This window comes from Novosphingobium sp. BAM6 (assembly GCF_057784955.1).
The window spans coordinates 1,552,616-1,568,565 of sequence record NZ_JBYNTR010000001.1 but is presented as its reverse complement, the minus strand read 5'-3'; the positions used below and the strand labels follow the sequence as shown (position 1 = coordinate 1,568,565).

The following is a 15,950-nucleotide window of genomic DNA, read 5'->3' as shown; positions in this document are numbered from 1 at the left end:
ATGGCCAGTGCGATTTCCGCCAACCGCGCCGAGCTGCTCGCGATCGCCAACTCCGTTGCCTCGGAGAAGATGATCGACAAGTCCATCGTCATCGAGGCGATGGAAGAAGCGATCCAGAAGTCGGCCCGCAACCGCTACGGTGCCGAGAACGACATCCGCGCCAAGCTCGACCCGCGCACCGGCGACCTGCGCCTGTGGCGCGTCGTCGAAGTGGTCGAGCATGTCGACGACTACTTCAAGCAGGTCGATCTGGCGCAGGCCCAGAAGCTCCAGAAGGACGCGGCGCTGGGCGACTTCATCGTCGACCCGCTGCCCCCGGTGGATCTGGGTCGTATCGATGCGCAGTCGGCCAAGCAGGTGATCTTCCAGAAGGTCCGCGATGCCGAGCGTGACCGTCAGTACGAAGAGTTCAAGGACCGCGCGGGCGAGATCATCACCGGCGTGATCAAGTCGGTCGAGTTCGGCCACGTGATCGTCAACCTCGGTCGCGCCGAGGGCGTGATCCGCCGCGATCAGCAGATCCCGCGCGAAGCTGCCCGTGTGGGTGAGCGCGTGCGTGCGCTGGTGCTGCGCGTCGAGCGCCAGAACCGCGGCCCGCAGATCTTCCTCTCGCGCTCGCACCCGGACTTCATGAAGAAGCTCTTCGCGCAGGAAGTTCCCGAAATCTACGATGGCGTGATCGAGATCAAGGCCGCTGCCCGCGATCCGGGCTCGCGCGCCAAGATCGGCGTCATCAGCCACGATCACTCGATCGATCCGGTCGGCGCCTGCGTCGGCATGAAGGGCAGCCGCGTGCAGGCCGTCGTGCAGGAAATGCAGGGCGAGAAGATCGACATCATCCCCTGGAGCGAGGACACCGCGACGTTCGTGGTCAACGCGCTCCAGCCCGCCACGGTCAGCCGCGTCGTCATCGACGAGGAAGAGAGCCGCATCGAGGTGGTGGTTCCCGACGATCAGCTGTCGCTGGCGATCGGCCGTCGCGGCCAGAACGTGCGCCTCGCCTCGCAGCTCACCGGCTCGCAGATCGACATCATGACCGATGCCGAATCGTCGGAGAAGCGCCAGAAGGAATTCGTCGAGCGTTCGAAGATGTTCGAGGAAGAGCTGGACGTTGACGAGACGCTTTCGCAGCTGCTGGTGGCCGAAGGCTTCACCGAACTGGAGGAAGTCGGCTACATCGACATCGCCGAACTGGCGCAGATCGAGGGCTTCGACGAGGAACTGGCCGAAGAGCTGCAGAACCGCGCACTCGAAGCGCTGGAGCGCCGCGAGGAAGCCTCGCGCGAGGCTCGCCGCGCGCTGGGCGTCGAGGATGGTCTGGCTGAGCTGCCGCACCTCACCGAAGCGATGCTGGTGGTGCTCGGCAAGGCCGGTATCAAGACGCTCGACGACCTCGCCGATCTCGCCACCGACGAACTCATCGCCAAGAAGCGCACCGAGCAGCGTCGTCGCGACGGCACTGTCAATCGCCGCTCGCGCGACGAGGACAAGGGCGGTGTGCTCGGCGAATACGGCCTGACCGAAGAGCAGGGCAACGAGATCATCATGGCCGCCCGCGCGCACTGGTTCGACGACGAGCCGGAAGCTGCGGAAGCGCTGGAAGCCGTCGAAACGGCTGAATCCGAGGAGGCCGCCGATGCGGGATCCTCACAATGAGCGCGTAAGCTCCGACATCGATGGCCCCGGCGCGGAGCGGACCTGCATCCTCTCCGGCCGCAAGGGTGCGCGCGATGACCTCGTGCGCCTCGCCATTTCGCCGGAAGGCCTGGTCCTTCCCGACGTCCATGCGCGTGCCCCCGGGCGCGGCGCATGGATCGGCGTTTCGCGTGAGGCCCTTGAAATTGCCGTTGCCAAGGGCAAGTTAAAGGGAGCGCTGGCGCGTGCCTACAAGGGTGCGCCGCTGACGATCCCCGAAGACCTGCCCGAACGCATCACGGCGGCGCTGTCCCGAGCCCTGACCGACCGCCTCGGGCTGGAGATGAAGTCCGGCCGGCTGCTGCTCGGCTCCGACCGTATCGCCCAGAACGCCCGCGAGGGCCGGGTCGAATGGCTCGCCCACGCTGCCGATGCGCGCGAGGACGGATCGAGGAAGCTCGATCAGGCCTGGCGCGTGGGGCGCGAGGAAGAGGGTTCGGGTCTGAAAGGTGTGCGCTTGCCACTGGACCGCACGACGCTCTCTGTGGCATTGGGCCGCGAGAATGTCGTTCACCTGGCGCTTGGTGAGTCTGGCGCGGCCCAACGGGTCGCCTCCTTGCTGGAGCGTCTCCTGAATTACCAGGGGCAGATCGCGGAGCCACCGGCTGCGCACGAGCCCGCCTCATAGCGCGGGCACGGTACTGAACTGAACGAACACGAGGGCAGGTCTTCGCTGAAGGCGCGCCCGCGACGTTACCCGGTCGTTTTCGGGTACATGAATTGAGATTGAAGGGCACGACGACAGATATGAGCGAGACCGACAACAAACCGACCCTGGGCCGCAAGCCGCTTGGGCTGAAGCGCTCGGTGGAAGCGGGTGAGGTCAAGCAGACTTTCAGCCATGGCCGCACCAACAAGGTGGTGGTCGAGGTGAAGCGCCGCAAGGTGCTGGGCAAGCCCGGCGAGGGCGGCGTGGAAGCCACTGCACCGGCCCCGCAGGCCCCGGCAGCCCCCGCTGCACCGGCTCCGGCCCCGGCGGCTGCTCCGGCAGCGGCCAAGCCTGCTGCCCCGGCACCGCGTCCGGCGGCCCCTGCCGCGCCCGCACGTCCGATGATCCGCCCCGGCGAGACGCGTCAGGAAATGCAGACCCGTCTGCTGCGCGAGGCCGAGGAAGCCCGCCTTGCCATGCTCGAGGAGGCAACCCGCCGCGAGCAGGAAGCGCGCACCCGTGCGCTCGAGGACGAGAAGCGCCGCGCCGAGGATAACCGCCGCGAGCAGGAAGAGGCTGCGGCCGCTGCTGCCAAGGCGCAGGCCGAGGCCGCGCGTCAGGCTGAGGCTCCCGCCGCAGCTGAGCCTGCGCCCGCTGCGCCGGTTGCTGTCGAGGCGCCTGCCGCAGCGCCGGTGGATACGCCTGCGCCTGTGGCCGCACCTGTCGCCAAGGCAGCCGAAGCGGCGCCTGCCGTCGAGGAGAACGCACCTGCGCCCGCGCCGCGTCGCTTCACGCCTGTCCAGCGTCCTGAGCCGGTCGTGCGCAAGCCTGCCGCGCCTGCCGCTGGTGGCAACGCGTCGAACACCGGCAACACCGGTGGTGCCCCCAAGACCGCCTCTTCGGCACCCGCTGCCAAGAAGGGTGCGCCTGCACCGCGCGGCGCTTCGGCGGAGCGCAAGGGCGGCGATCGTCGCCAGTCGGGCAAGCTGACCGTCACGCGTGCGCTGAACGACGACGAGGGCGCCCGCGCCCGTTCGCTCGCCGCTCTGAAGCGTGCGCGCGAGAAGGAGCGGCGCTCGCACTTCGGCGGCCGTAATCAGCCGCGCGAGAAGCAGGTCCGCGACGTGATCGTCCCCGAGGCGATTACCGTGCAGGAACTCGCCAACCGCATGGCCGAGAAGGGCGCCGACCTCGTGAAGGCGATGTTCAAGATGGGCATGATGGTCACGGTCAACCAGACCATCGACCAGGATACCGCAGAACTGCTCGTGACCGAATTCGGCCACAACATCCAGCGCGTGTCCGAGAGCGACATCGATCTCGATCACACCGTGGACGTCGATGCCGAAGAGACGCTGAAGCCGCGTCCTCCGGTCGTCGCGATCATGGGCCACGTCGATCACGGCAAGACCTCGCTTCTCGATGCCCTGCGCGGCACCGACGTGGTGAAGGGCGAGGCCGGCGGCATCACCCAGCACATGGGCGCCTACCAGATCAAGACGAAGAGCGGCGATCTCGTCACCTTCCTCGATACGCCGGGTCACGCTGCCTTCACGCAGATGCGCATGCGCGGTGCGAACGTCACCGATATCGTGATCCTGGTGGTCGCGGCGGACGACGGCATCATGCCGCAGACGATCGAGGCCATCAATCACACCAAGGCCGCAGGCGTGCCGATGATCGTGGCGATCAACAAGATCGACAAGCACGAGGCCAACCCGCAGAAGGTGCGCGAGCGCCTGCTGGAGCACGAGATCGTCGTCGAGGCGATGTCGGGCGACGTGCAGGACGTCGAGCTTTCGGCCAAGACCGGCCAGGGCCTCGACGAGCTGATCGAGAAGATCCTGCTCCAGGCAGAGCTGATGGAACTGCGCGCCAACCCCGATCGCATGGCGGAAGCCACCGTGATCGAGGCCAAGCTCGACAAGGGCAAGGGCCCGCTGGCGACCGTGCTGGTCAACCGCGGCACCCTGAAGGTCGGCGACGTGCTGGTGGTGGGGTCCGAGAGCGGCCGCGTTCGCGCGATGCTCGACGACAAGGGCCGCCAGGTGAAGACCGCGCCGCCTTCGATGCCGGTAGAGGTTCTGGGTATCGGCGGCGTGCCGATGGCCGGCGACCTGATGAGCGTGGTCGAGAACGAGCAGCGTGCGCGTGAGGTTTCGGCCTACCGTCAGGAGCAGGCGACTGCCAAGCGCACCGCCATGGCGCCCGCCAGCCTCGACACGATGTTCTCGGCGCTGGCCGCCAAGCAGAGCGTCATCGAGTACCCGGTGGTCATCAAGGCGGACGTGCAGGGTTCGGTCGAAGCGATCAACTCGGCGCTCCATGCCCTGTCGAACGACGAGATCAAGGTGCGTATCCTGCACTCGGGCGTCGGGGCTATCACCGAAACCGACGTGGCTCTGGCTTCTGCCTCGGGCGCGCCGATCGTGGGCTTCAACGTTCGTCCGAACGCCAAGGCGCGCGAGCAGATTGCCAAGACCAAGACCGAAATGCTGTACTACGACGTCATCTACGAGCTGACCGAAGTGGTCGCCAAGCAGATGGCCGGTATCTGGGGCCCCGAGCGCGTCGAGAACGTGGTCGGTCGCGCCGAGGTCAAGCAGGTCTTCCCGGCGGGCAAGAAGGACAAGGCTGCCGGTCTGCTGGTCGTCGAAGGCGTCATCCGCAAGGGTCTCTACGCCCGTCTTACCCGCAACGACGTCATCGTTTCGGCCACGAAGATCGCCTCGCTGCGCCGCTTCAAGGACGACGTGGACGAAGTGCGCGCGGGTCTGGAGTGCGGTGTGGTTCTGGCCGACACCAACGACATCCGTGCAGGCGATCACCTCGAAGTCTTCGAGGTCAACCATCGCGAACGCACGATCGGCTGACGATAACGGCCCGCCCGGTCTTAAGGCCGGGCGACGGAATAGAGCGGGGGCGGCGACCATGGGTTGCCGCCCCCGTTGCTTTGTTGGATACCCGGTGCGCCATCCCTTTTTGGGCCCGATCCTTTTGGCCCTGACGCGAGAGACCTTTCCCGATGCCCCGATACCTTGCCCTGTTCGGTTCGCTCAATGTCGGCTCCGGCAACCGCATCACCATGTCCGATCTGCGCCATGCGCTGGCGCGCGAGGATATCGAGAACGTCGAGACGGTGATCGCCAGCGGCAACGTGCTGTTCGACTACGACGAGCGGCCGACCGAGGGGCTGGAGGAGATGTTCGCCTATGTGATGCGTGAACGCTTCGATATCGACAGCTTCGTCGCCATCCGCACGCGCGAGGAACTGCGCCGGGCGATCGAGGACAATCCCTTCACCGGGATCGGCGAGGATGCCAACGTCCACACGCATTTTCTGGGCGGGCAGCCGACGCCCGAGGCGTTCGATGCGCTGTTCGCGGCCTATCAGGGGCGCGGGCCGGAGAAGTTCGCGGCGGGTGAGCGCAGCCTCTATATCGATTATGTCGAGGGGGCGGGGCGCAGCCGGTTGACGGCGGGCTTCATCGAGCGGCGGCTCGCGTTTCCGGGTACTGCGCGCAATGTGCGCTCGCTGGCGCGTATTCTGGCGAAGATGGGATAAGGTTCGATGCGGGCGGGGCGTTCTGCCCCCTTACATAAGGACGGGGCGGCCCCCCAAACCATGAAAAGGGGCCGCCCCGGTCGCACTCAGATCAGGTCAGGCGTTCAACGGAACTGCCCGGCCAGGACCGAGGCGACGATCCCGCTGGTGATGCCCACGAGCAGAATGTCGTTGCCCGAACGGACGTAGTGATAGCCGCGCGGCGGGGCCTTCATGCCGCGATGCTGGCGATAGTCGACGACCTGGTAGTGCGAGGCGTGACCGCGGTCGAACTTCTCGCCCTTCTTCCAGTGGTCCATCTGCGAATGACCATGGCCGGGCGCGGCCATGGCAGGCACGGCGGCGGTCAGGGCGGGCAGGGTCATCGCAGCAGCGACGAGGGCGGTGGTGATTGTCTTCATATGTCGCACTCTCCTTTTTGAATCTGGCCTTTTCAAATCTGGCCGTGATAGCGAGGCCTCGTCTTGCGACGGCGGCTTTGCTATGGCGGGGCCAGCATATGGAACTCTAACGAAGCGCTACCTGAACGGTGCCGTATTCAATTGTTGCAAATTGTCGCAAAATTACGTGATGGATTAAGAGAAATGGCACGCCAGCAAGTCACCCCCGAACAGCAGTCGGTCCGCCTCCTGAAGGTGGGCGAGCAGGTGCGCCACGTGCTGTCCGAGATCCTTACGCGCCAGCAGGTCCACGATGCGACGCTTTCGGGCCATACCGTCTCGGTCACGGAAGTGCGCATGACGCCGGACCTGCGGCAGGCCAACGTCTACGTAAAGCCGCTGCTGGGCGAGGACGAGGAGGCGGTGCTCAAGGCGTTGCGCACCAACACCGCGTTCTTCCAGCGCGAGGTCGCCCAGCGTCTCAAGCTGCGCTTCGCCGCCAAGATCCGCTTCCACGCCGACGAGACCTTCGACGAGGCCAGCCGCATCGATGCGCTGCTCTCCGACCCCCGCGTAAAGCGCGACCTCGACGAGGATTGAGGCGCGAGGGTTGAGGGATGTTCCCAAAGCCCGCTCAGCCTGAGCCTGTCGAAGGCCGCGCGGCACCATGCTTGAGGACGTTTCCTTAGTGTTATCGCGGGGGCTGAATGCGCGGCCTGCACCGCCGCCTGCCCTCACGCCGTCTCGAACACCAGCGTTGCCTTGTCCCAGCGCTCCGCGCGCAGGGCGTCGGTGGAGATGCGGAAGCGCCAGGCGCCCATTTCGCTCCAGCGCCATTCCATCAGATCGTCGTAGCCCAGCTGGAGGAGCAGCACGTCGCGTCTGCCGTCCTCGTCGAGTGCGAAGATGCGGTGCTGGTGCAGGTTCGCCAGCGCGTGCTCGGTGTTGATCCGGGCGAGGGTGTCGTCGGGCAGCGCTTCGAGCGCGGTGTCGTCGCCGCTGACCATGGCGCGCTGGCTGAGCGTGGAAAGCTGGGCGATGCCCGCCGGGATCTGCGTCGAGACGGTATCGCCGTAGTGGCCGTGCAGTTCGGCGAGGATTTCCTCGATCAGCGCGACTTCATCGGGCGTCAGTTGCTCCCAGTCGTCGCGCCCCGATACGAGATCGGCGAGGGCGGCAGCCATGTGCGGCAGGCTGTCGACCTGCTCGGTGAAGCGGTCGAGATCGGCGCGGGCGGCGGCGGCGACGTCTTCGGCCTGATCGATCTCCAGCGTTCCGCGATGTTCGCGGTGCATGGCATCGAGCGTGTCGAGCGCGGCGGTGAGCCGGACCTCGCGCTGGCCAAGCTGGCGCGGGGCCAGCGCGGCGGCGATCTCGATCCGGCGCGCCAGATTGCGCACGGCGTGCCACCACAGCGGCGGTGGCGCCTCGGGTTCGGAGGGCGGCGGAGTTTCGCCGTCCCCGTTTCCCTCCCCATCTTCGGGCACGGGCGCATCCTCGACCGCGCGGAAGGTGGCGCGCGGATAATGGCCGAAACGTTCGGTGAGGAAAGCGGCGAGCGCGCCTTCGCGGTCACCGCCGGTGAGGTCCAGCGCGATATGCTCGACCGGCCAGAACGGGAATACCGGGCGGCTGAGCACAGAGGCGCGCGCGGGAAGCGGAAAGCCGCCCTCGTCGAAGGCAGGCGGCAGGCCGGGCGGCGGCGCGGTGAAGTCGTGCTCGCCCGGCGGCACGGCCACGACGGCGCCGCTGCCAAGGAAGAACGCCAGCCAGCCGCGCGAAGGAAGCCCGGTTCCCTCGGGCACCTCGGGGCGGATCTGTGCCAGTTCGGCAAGGTCGATCTGCGCGACGAAGGGCAGCGGGCGCCCGTCGCTGCCGCGCGGCCATGAGGCGGGGCCGAGGCGGGGCAGTCCGCCGAGCCAGCTGGTCTCGGCCAGCCAATCATGGCCCCGGTCGCGCGGGCGGCGGACCAGCAGGACCGGCGCGGGCGGCGGCGGGAGATCGGGCTCCGGGGCGGGGGGCTCTTCCTCTGCCGCCATGTCGTGAAATGCGTCGGCAAAGGCCTCGGGCGGGGGCAGGGCTTCGTGGCGCAGGCGGCGCGAGCCGGTGAGCGCGACCAGTGCGGTCAGCACGATCGTCAGCGTCAGCGCGGCGAGCACGGCATTGCCCTGGCCCAGCCTGTCGGTGATGTGCGCCGCCAGATCGTCGAGCCAGCGAACCGGCGCGGGCGAGCCGGGATGGGCGAACGGGGCCAGCACGACCCAGACGGTGGCCCCGCCGGTCAGCGCGAAAGTGGCTATCGTCGCCCAGATCCGTCTCAACGCCTGCTCCCCGATAGCGGACGCATCCGGCCTGTCCGGCGTGGTCGGTATCGTGAATGCAGGCTAAGCTGCATTTCGTCGGGGAGAAAGTCGCAAACCCCCGATGCAGCGCGATAAGAGGGGTGTTATCCACCGCGCGCAATGGCCAAGCTCTATTTCTACTATGCCAGCATGAACGCGGGCAAATCCTCGACCCTGCTGCAGGCGGACTTCAACTACCGCGAGCGGGGGATGGAGACCATGTTGTGGACCGCCGGGCTCGACAATCGGGCAGGGCACGGGCGCATTGCCAGCCGGATCGGGCTTGAGAGCGCGGCCAATGCCTTCCAGTCCGAGACGGACCTGTGGGCCGAAGTCGCCGCCGCCGTGCGCCAGCGTCCGATCGCCTGCCTGATGGTGGACGAAGCGCAGTTCCTGACCGAAGCGCAAGTCTGGCAATGCGCCCGGATCGCCGATGCCGCCGACATTCCGGTGCTGTGCTATGGCCTGCGCACCGATTTTCGGGGGCAGCTGTTTCCCGGCGCTGCGGTCCTGCTGGGGATCGCAGATGCGCTCGTCGAGCTGAAGGCGGTCTGCCACTGCGGGCGCAAGGCGACGATGAACATGCGCGTCGATGCGGCGGGCCATGCCGTGCGCGAGGGCGCGCAGACCGAGATCGGCGGCAACGAGCGCTACGTCGCGCTGTGTCGCCGCCATTTCGTGGAGGAAATGGCGAACTAGAAGCGCCATTTCGTGGAGGAAATGGCGAGCTGAGCATAGAGGGGCGCCGGTCTTGCCGGAGCGCCCGCTCGCGCCTAGATGAGCGCCATGACCGACACCTGGCTGCAGGCCGCAGCGCTCATCCTTCCGCTTATCCTTGCCATCGTTTTTCACGAGGTGGCCCACGGCTGGACCGCGCTGGCGCTTGGCGATCCGACCGCGAAGGAGATGCGCCGCCTCAGCCTCAACCCGTTTCGCCATGTCGATCCCTTCGGCACGGTGATCCTGCCGGGGATGCTCGCGCTGACCGGCGCGCCGGTGTTCGGCTGGGCCAAGCCGGTGCCGGTGGACAAGTGGCGGCTGCGCAATCCGCGTCTTGGCATGATGGTGGTGGCCGCTGCCGGGCCGCTGACCAACGTGGTGCTGGCGTTGGTCGGCACGATCCTGCTGGGGCTGACGGTGCGATTTGCCGCTGGCGCGCAGGGAGGTCTGCTGCTGACGTTCTGGGTGATGAACCTGTTCAACTTCGTCCGCCTGAACATCTTCCTTGCGCTGTTCAACCTGTTGCCGATCCCGCCGTTCGATGGCTCGCACATCGTCGAGGGCGTGCTGCCCGCCTCGCTGGCGAAGCCTTATCGCCGGTTGCGGCGCTACAGCCTGCCGCTCTTGCTGATCCTGCTGGTGGCGCTGCCGATGGCCTTCCCGCATCTGGGAATCGTCGACCGGGTGGTGGCCCCGCCGGTGCTGTGGTCGCAAGGCGTGCTCTTTGGCCTTGCCCACGATATCGCGGGCGCCTGATTAATTTAATCCGGGTGAATTGACTTCAATAACCCGGATCAATATAGGGCCTCCCCGGAGGTTCACCATGTCTGTCACCGTATTCTACAAGGACGAGGTCATCGCGCGGGGCGATCCGCGTTCGTTCGTCGACTCCGTGCGCAAGCTCAAACTGGCGCGCAGCAGCGATCTGTTGGCGTTCGATGACGAGAGCGGGCGGCAGGTCGATCTCGATTTCGATCCGGCGCCGGTCACGCGGCCGCGCGGTCGTCCGGCGCTGGGCGTCGAGGCGCGCGAGGTCACACTGCTGCCGCGCCACTGGGAATGGCTGGCGGCGCAGCCGGGCGGGGCCTCGGTGACGCTGCGTAAGCTGGTCGAGGCGGCGCGGCGCGAAGGCCGCTCGCCCGCCGAGTGCCGCGATGCCGCCTGTCGCTTCCTGACGGTGATGGCGGGCGACCGCCCCGGCTACGAGGAAGCGATGCGCGCGCTCTATGCAGGTGATCGCGAGAATTTCGACGCGCTCTCGATGCTGTGGCCGCGCGCGGTGGCGGATCACGCCCGCGCGCTGGCGTGGCCAGCCGAAGGGGGCGCTGCGTGATGCCGCACGGCTGGATCATTCTCGACAAGCCGCTCGAACTCGGCTCGACGCAGGGCGTGGCGGCGGTGAAGCGCAACTTGCGCAGCGGCGGCTTCGGTAAGGTCAAGGTCGGCCACGGCGGCACACTCGATCCGCTGGCGACCGGGGTGCTGCCGATTGCGCTGGGCGAGGCGACCAAGCTGACCGGGCGGATGCTCGATTCGGACAAGGCCTATCACTTCACCGTGCGCTTCGGCACCGAAACCGCGACGCTCGATCTTGAGGGCGAGGTGGTGGCGACCAGCGAGGTGCGGCCCACCCGCGCCGAGATCAAGGGGGTGCTGGCGCAGTTCACCGGCCCGATTTCGCAGGTGCCGCCGGTCTATTCCGCGCTCAAGATCGATGGCGAGCGGGCCTACGATCTTGCCCGCGCGGGTGTCGAGGTGGAGATGAAGTCGCGCGACGTGACCATCCACGCGCTGGAATTGCTCGATTTCGATGACGAAAACGGCGCGACCCTGCTGGCGGAAGTGTCCAAGGGCACCTATATCCGCAGTCTGGCGCGCGACATCGCGCGGGCGGTCGGCAGCGTCGGTCATGTCACCATGCTGCGCCGCGTGAAGGCGGGGCCGTTCGACCTGTCACAGGCGATTTCGCTGGACAAACTCAACGAAATCGGCCAAGGCGCGCCCCTTGAACAGGTACTCTTGCCGCTGGAGGCGGGGCTGGACGACATCCCGGCCATCGACCTCGATCCGGAGCAGGCAAGGGCGGTCCGACAGGGCCGCGTTCTGACCGGAATGGCTTGCGAAGATGGGTTGCACTGGGCGCGTATGGGGCATGTCCCCCTTGCTCTGGTGGAACTTACGGGCGGAGACGCCCGCGTCGTTCGCGGCTTCAATCTCACGGATGTCGCGGAGTAGTATTATGTCGGTTACCGCCGAGAAGAAGTCGGAAATCATCACGGACAACGCACGCGTCGCTGGCGACACGGGCAGCCCGGAAGTTCAGGTCGCGATCCTCACCGAGCGTATCGTCAACCTGACCGAGCACTTCAAGTCGCACCACAAGGATAACCACTCGCGTCGCGGTCTGCTGGCTATGGTCAACAAGCGCCGCTCGCTGCTTGACTACCTCAAGAAGAAGGACGTGGCGCGCTACAACGCCCTCATCCAGAAGCTGGGTCTGCGCAAGTAAACCTGAGCGGAGGCGGCCCCTAGCGGGCCGCTTCTTGCATGTGGGCCCCGCGTAATCCGCCAGAGGATCGCGCCGGGCCTGAAAAGTTTATCAAGGGTATCCCCGCAATCCGGCGGGGGACCGGGAGGCCACAAGGCTTCCGACCGGACCGGGACGGTATCCCCGGCAAGCGATCCCCGCGGGCAATAGGGCCTGTGGGAAAAGGAAATTCTCATGTTCGACGTCAAGACCGTATCGATGGAGTGGGGCGGCAAGACGCTCACTCTCGAAACCGGCCGCATCGCCCGCCAGGCGGACGGTGCCGTCCTCGCCACTTACGGCGAAACCGTTGTGCTGTGCGCCGTTACGGCCGCCAAGTCGGTGAAGGAAGGCCAGGACTTCTTCCCGCTGACCGTGCACTACCAGGAAAAGTTCTCCTCGGCAGGCCGCATCCCCGGCGGCTTCTTCAAGCGCGAGCGCGGTGCGACCGAAAAAGAAACGCTGACCAGCCGCCTGATCGACCGTCCGGTCCGCCCGCTGTTCCCCGAAGGTTTCTACAACGAGATCAACGTCATCGCTCAGGTGCTGAGCTTTGATGGCGAGACCGAGGCCGACATCGTCGCGATGATCGCCGCTTCGGCTGCGCTGACCATCTCGGGTGTGCCTTTCATGGGCCCGATCGGCGCTGCGCGCGTCGGCTTCGTCGACGGCGAGTACACGCTGAACCCGAAGCAGTCGGCAGCTCTGGAAAACGGCCGTCTCGACCTCGTCGTCGCCGCTACCGGCGATGCCGTGATGATGGTCGAATCGGAAGCCAAGGAGCTGACCGAGGAAGAGATGCTGGGCGCCGTCGTGTTCGCGCATGACGAGTGCAAGAAGGTCGTGAACCTCATCATCGACCTCGCCGAGCAGGCCGCCAAGGATCCCTGGGAAATCGACCTGTCGGACAACACCGCCGACATCAAGGCGAAGCTCAAGAAGGCCGTCGGCAAGGACGTTGCCGCTGCCTACAAGCTGACCGACAAGTCGGCCCGCTCGGCCGCGCTGAACGTCGCGCGCGCCAAGGCCAAGGAAGCCTTCGGCGACGAGACCCCGCAGACGCAGATGGTCGCCATCAAGACCATGAAGAAGCTGGAAGCGGAAATCGTTCGCACCGCCATCCTCAAGGACGGCAAGCGTATCGACGGCCGCACGCTGGAGCAGGTCCGCCCGATCGAGGCGATGGTCGGCTTCCTGCCGCGCACCCACGGTTCGGCGCTGTTCACCCGCGGTGAAACGCAGGCGATCTGCACCACCACGTTGGGCACCAAGGACGCCGAGCAGATGATCGACGGCCTCGAAGGCCTGTCGTACTCGTCGTTCATGCTGCACTACAACTTCCCGCCCTACTCGGTCGGCGAAGTGGGCCGCTTCGGCGCGCCGGGCCGCCGCGAAGTCGGCCACGGCAAGCTGGCATGGCGTGCGCTGCACCCGGTGCTGCCGTCGAAGGAAGACTTCCCCTACACGATCCGCGTTCTCTCGGACATCACCGAGTCGAACGGTTCCTCGTCGATGGCCACCGTCTGCGGCGGTTCGCTCTCGATGATGGACGCCGGTGTGCCGCTGGCCCGTCCGGTTTCGGGCATCGCCATGGGCCTGATCCTGGAAGGCAAGGACTTCGCGGTCCTGTCGGATATCCTGGGCGACGAGGATCACCTCGGCGACATGGACTTCAAGGTCGCAGGCACCGAGGCCGGCATCACCACGATGCAGATGGACATTAAGATCGCGGGCATTACGCGCGAGATCATGGGCAAGGCGCTGGAGCAGGCCAAGGCCGGTCGCGCGCACATCCTGGGTGAGATGACCAAGGCTCTGGGCGCCTCGCGCACCGAACTGTCGGCCCACGCCCCGCGCATCGAGACGATCCAGATCGACAAGTCGAAGATCCGCGAAGTCATCGGCACCGGCGGCAAGGTGATCCGCGAGATCGTCGCCGAGACGGGCGCCAAGGTCGACATCGACGACGAAGGCGTGATCAAGATCTCGTCCTCGGACACCGCGCAGATCGAGGCCGCCAAGAAGTGGATCCTCGGCATCGTCGAGGAAGCGGAAGTCGGCAAGATCTACAACGGCAAGGTCGTCAACATCGTCGACTTCGGTGCCTTCGTGAACTTCATGGGTGGCAAGGACGGCCTCGTCCACGTCTCCGAAATGAAGAACGAGCGCGTCGAGAAGCCGACCGACGTCGTGTCGGAAGGCCAGGAAGTGAAGGTCAAGGTCCTCGAGATCGACCCGCGCGGCAAGGTTCGCCTGTCGATGCGCGTCGTCGATCAGGAGACCGGTGCCGAGCTGGAGGACACCCGTCCGCCCAAGGCGCCTCGCGAAGGTCGTAGCGATCGGGGCGGCGAAGGCCGTGGCGACCGTGGCGGCGATCGCGGCGGTGACCGTCGTCGTCCCCGTAGCGGTGGCGACCGCGATCGTGGCCCGCGCCGCGACCGCGAAGGCGGCGATCCGAGCCACATGCCGGCGTTCCTCAAGGAAGACTGATCGTGTGAGGGACCGGTCTCTTCGTGAGGCCGGTCCTGCCACCTCGGTTTGCCGATGCGAAAAAAAGCCCGCGAGGATCGTCCTCGCGGGCCTTTTTCTGTTCCGCTTCCGGGCCTTCCGTTGCGGAAAGGCCCGGAAAACCGGTATCAGCCGATCAACGGCACTTCACGTTCCCGCGATCGATCGAGCGACCGATCAGCGCGCCGCCGACGCCGCCTGCCAGCGTGCCGAGGGTGTCGCCGCCGACGAGGTTGCCGAGCGCCGCACCGCCCAGTGCGCCGACCACGAGGCCGGTCGTGCCGTCCGAACGGCGGCAATAGGCGCGACCGTCACGGCCGCGATAGATGCGGTCGTTGCGGCCCAGACGGCGCTCCTTGTAATTACCCTTGCGGTAGCTGTCCGAGGGATTCCAGTTTTTGTCGTCGCCGCGCCACTGGCGATCGTTGTGGCTGCCGTGGTCGCGGTCGTGACCGCCCTGGTTCCAGGCCTGCGCATAAACCGGCGATGCGACCAGCGCCGTACCTGCCAGAATGCTGCCGATAAGTCCGAGAGTCTTCATGAACTTCCCCTTCCATTGATGTCGCGCATAATTGCGACTTACGTTCACCAATGAACAAAGCGCTAAGAGGTTCCCGCGAGCGAGACAAGACGAGCCTCAGCCGCGAGATCGCGTGGTCGTCAGGGCGTGCCGGTGGCGGGATGATCTGCGAGGGCAGGCCGGTGAACAGCCGGAACCGTTAACCTTGTTTCAGGGCGTAGGCGCAGGTGCAGGTGCAGGTGCAGGTGCAGGTGCAGGCGCAGGCGTGCGGCGGGCCGAGATGATCTTCACCTCGTTCTCCAGCATCTGGCCCTTCATCACGCCTTCGCCCTTGGTGGCCGAGCGCTGGCCGTTCCAGATCGTGCGCGCCACGTCCATGCCGGAGACGACATGGCCGAAGGCGGCGAATCCGGCGCCCGGCTCCTTGCCGTCGTTGCCCGGCGCGGCATCGAGCGAGGGCATGTCCGACATCAGGATCAGGAAGTCAGAGGTCGCCGTGCCCGGTGCGAACCGCGCCATCGACACGGTGCCTTCCTTGTTGAGGATACCGGTCTTGCTGGTCGGCTCGTGCGCGATGGGCGGCAGCAGCTTGACGGCATCGCGGATGCCGCCCTGGAGCAGGCCTTCGTTCGGCGCCGTGTCGAAGTGCATCGCGCGGTAGAACAGGGCCCCGTCCATCCGCTTGCTGTCGACATACCTGAGGAAGTTCGCGGTGGTCAGCGGTGCATGCGTCCGGTCGAGCGCCAGCACGATCTTGCCGACGCTGGTGGTCAGCGTGACGTAGGCATAGCTGATCGGGTCGGCAGCGGGAGCAGGTGCGGGCGCCGCCGCCGTCGTTGTCGCCGGGACGGGCGCGGCATCCTGCGCGACGGCGGGGGCAGTGAGCGCCAGGGCGCTCGCGACAAGGGTGATTGCGGGAAGGCGGCTGAACAGGCGATGCGACATGGCGGCCATCCTAGGCAGGCGGCATCGATTGTCGAGCCCCGGAGGCCTGTGAACTTGGGCACGCCCACGAAAACGGCGCCCGCACCGAAGTGCGAGCGC

At 66.6% G+C, this 15,950-nt stretch carries 15 protein-coding genes; 11 read left to right on the top strand and 4 right to left on the bottom strand.

From position 1 onward, the window contains the following. From nusA to AC3EC3_RS07255, 4 genes are all read left to right on the top strand, one after another. The gene (gene nusA, locus AC3EC3_RS07270; RefSeq protein ID WP_488488925.1) at positions 1-1,656 is read left to right on the top strand and encodes a transcription termination factor NusA; all 1,656 of its coding nucleotides are present in this window, start codon (positions 1-3) and stop codon (positions 1,654-1,656) included. Next, positions 1,637-2,323: a DUF448 domain-containing protein gene (locus AC3EC3_RS07265; protein ID WP_488488924.1), complete on the top strand. Its 687-nt coding sequence runs from the start codon at positions 1,637-1,639 to the stop codon at positions 2,321-2,323. The genes nusA and AC3EC3_RS07265 overlap by 20 nt, the downstream gene beginning before the upstream one ends. Positions 2,324-2,442: 119 nt before the next feature. Further along, positions 2,443-5,217, top strand: coding sequence for a translation initiation factor IF-2 (gene infB, locus AC3EC3_RS07260; protein ID WP_488488923.1), 2,775 nt, complete (start codon positions 2,443-2,445; stop codon positions 5,215-5,217). Between the two features lie 152 nt (positions 5,218-5,369). Continuing rightward, entirely contained in the window at positions 5,370-5,909 is a 540-nt protein-coding gene (locus AC3EC3_RS07255; RefSeq protein WP_488488922.1) for a DUF1697 domain-containing protein, read from the top strand. Positions 5,910-6,013: 104 nt separating this feature from the next. Here AC3EC3_RS07255 and AC3EC3_RS07250 read toward each other — a convergent pair whose 3' ends face one another. Next, complete coding sequence (locus AC3EC3_RS07250; protein ID WP_488488921.1) at positions 6,014-6,310, bottom strand: RcnB family protein; 297 nt, start codon at positions 6,308-6,310, stop codon at positions 6,014-6,016. Positions 6,311-6,493: 183 nt separating this feature from the next. Here AC3EC3_RS07250 and rbfA point away from each other — a divergent pair, with 183 nt between their 5' ends. Further along, positions 6,494-6,889: a 30S ribosome-binding factor RbfA gene (rbfA, locus tag AC3EC3_RS07245; protein ID WP_488488920.1), complete on the top strand. Its 396-nt coding sequence runs from the start codon at positions 6,494-6,496 to the stop codon at positions 6,887-6,889. 134 nt (positions 6,890-7,023) lie between these two features. Here the strand turns inward: rbfA and AC3EC3_RS07240 are convergent, their stop codons facing one another. Next, on the bottom strand, positions 7,024-8,610 hold the full coding sequence (locus tag AC3EC3_RS07240) for a DUF1963 domain-containing protein (RefSeq protein ID WP_488488919.1): 1,587 nt from the start codon (positions 8,608-8,610) through the stop codon (positions 7,024-7,026). Positions 8,611-8,751: 141 nt separating this feature from the next. Between AC3EC3_RS07240 and AC3EC3_RS07235 the strand changes: the two genes are divergently transcribed. From AC3EC3_RS07235 to pnp, 6 genes are all read left to right on the top strand, one after another. Continuing rightward, a complete protein-coding gene (locus AC3EC3_RS07235; protein ID WP_488488918.1) occupies positions 8,752-9,330 on the top strand; it encodes a thymidine kinase in 579 nt (192 codons plus the stop codon). Positions 9,331-9,417: 87 nt separating this feature from the next. Next, a complete protein-coding gene (locus AC3EC3_RS07230) occupies positions 9,418-10,107 on the top strand; it encodes a site-2 protease family protein (RefSeq protein ID WP_488488917.1) in 690 nt (229 codons plus the stop codon). A 67-nt stretch (positions 10,108-10,174) separates the two neighbouring features. Next, positions 10,175-10,684, top strand: a complete 510-nt coding sequence (locus AC3EC3_RS07225; RefSeq protein ID WP_488488916.1) for a DUF2239 family protein — start codon at positions 10,175-10,177, stop codon at positions 10,682-10,684. Next, positions 10,684-11,586, top strand: coding sequence for a tRNA pseudouridine(55) synthase TruB (gene truB / locus AC3EC3_RS07220; RefSeq protein ID WP_488489225.1), 903 nt, complete (start codon positions 10,684-10,686; stop codon positions 11,584-11,586). The genes AC3EC3_RS07225 and truB overlap by 1 nt, the downstream gene beginning before the upstream one ends. 4 nt (positions 11,587-11,590) lie before the next feature. Continuing rightward, positions 11,591-11,860, top strand: a complete 270-nt coding sequence (gene rpsO / locus AC3EC3_RS07215; protein WP_260924013.1) for a 30S ribosomal protein S15 — start codon at positions 11,591-11,593, stop codon at positions 11,858-11,860. Between the two features lie 213 nt (positions 11,861-12,073). Further along, entirely contained in the window at positions 12,074-14,368 is a 2,295-nt protein-coding gene (gene pnp, locus AC3EC3_RS07210; protein WP_488488915.1) for a polyribonucleotide nucleotidyltransferase, read from the top strand. A gap of 154 nt (positions 14,369-14,522) precedes the next feature. On the opposite strand, the gene AC3EC3_RS07205 is transcribed toward pnp, so the two are convergent. After that, positions 14,523-14,927, bottom strand: a complete 405-nt coding sequence (locus AC3EC3_RS07205) for a glycine zipper 2TM domain-containing protein (RefSeq protein WP_488488914.1) — start codon at positions 14,925-14,927, stop codon at positions 14,523-14,525. 189 nt (positions 14,928-15,116) lie between these two features. Next, a complete protein-coding gene (locus AC3EC3_RS07200; protein WP_488488913.1) occupies positions 15,117-15,851 on the bottom strand; it encodes a peptidylprolyl isomerase in 735 nt (244 codons plus the stop codon). Positions 15,852-15,950 lie beyond the last annotated feature (99 nt).

Excerpts from the sequence above, each read along its gene's own strand:
- AC3EC3_RS07205 (WP_488488914.1), bottom strand. The coding sequence starts at position 14,927 with ATGAAGACTCTCGGACTTATCGGCAGCATTCTGGCAGGTACGGCGCTG.
- AC3EC3_RS07235 (WP_488488918.1), top strand. The coding sequence starts at position 8,752 with ATGGCCAAGCTCTATTTCTACTATGCCAGCATGAACGCGGGCAAATCC.
- pnp (WP_488488915.1), top strand. The coding sequence starts at position 12,074 with ATGTTCGACGTCAAGACCGTATCGATGGAGTGGGGCGGCAAGACGCTC.
- truB (WP_488489225.1), top strand. The coding sequence starts at position 10,684 with ATGCCGCACGGCTGGATCATTCTCGACAAGCCGCTCGAACTCGGCTCG.
- nusA (WP_488488925.1), top strand. The coding sequence starts at position 1 with ATGGCCAGTGCGATTTCCGCCAACCGCGCCGAGCTGCTCGCGATCGCC.
- AC3EC3_RS07255 (WP_488488922.1), top strand. The coding sequence starts at position 5,370 with ATGCCCCGATACCTTGCCCTGTTCGGTTCGCTCAATGTCGGCTCCGGC.
- AC3EC3_RS07200 (WP_488488913.1), bottom strand. The coding sequence starts at position 15,851 with ATGTCGCATCGCCTGTTCAGCCGCCTTCCCGCAATCACCCTTGTCGCG.
- AC3EC3_RS07225 (WP_488488916.1), top strand. The coding sequence starts at position 10,175 with ATGTCTGTCACCGTATTCTACAAGGACGAGGTCATCGCGCGGGGCGAT.
- rpsO (WP_260924013.1), top strand. The coding sequence starts at position 11,591 with ATGTCGGTTACCGCCGAGAAGAAGTCGGAAATCATCACGGACAACGCA.
- rbfA (WP_488488920.1), top strand. The coding sequence starts at position 6,494 with ATGGCACGCCAGCAAGTCACCCCCGAACAGCAGTCGGTCCGCCTCCTG.
- AC3EC3_RS07230 (WP_488488917.1), top strand. The coding sequence starts at position 9,418 with ATGACCGACACCTGGCTGCAGGCCGCAGCGCTCATCCTTCCGCTTATC.
- infB (WP_488488923.1), top strand. The coding sequence starts at position 2,443 with ATGAGCGAGACCGACAACAAACCGACCCTGGGCCGCAAGCCGCTTGGG.
- AC3EC3_RS07250 (WP_488488921.1), bottom strand. The coding sequence starts at position 6,310 with ATGAAGACAATCACCACCGCCCTCGTCGCTGCTGCGATGACCCTGCCC.
- AC3EC3_RS07265 (WP_488488924.1), top strand. The coding sequence starts at position 1,637 with ATGCGGGATCCTCACAATGAGCGCGTAAGCTCCGACATCGATGGCCCC.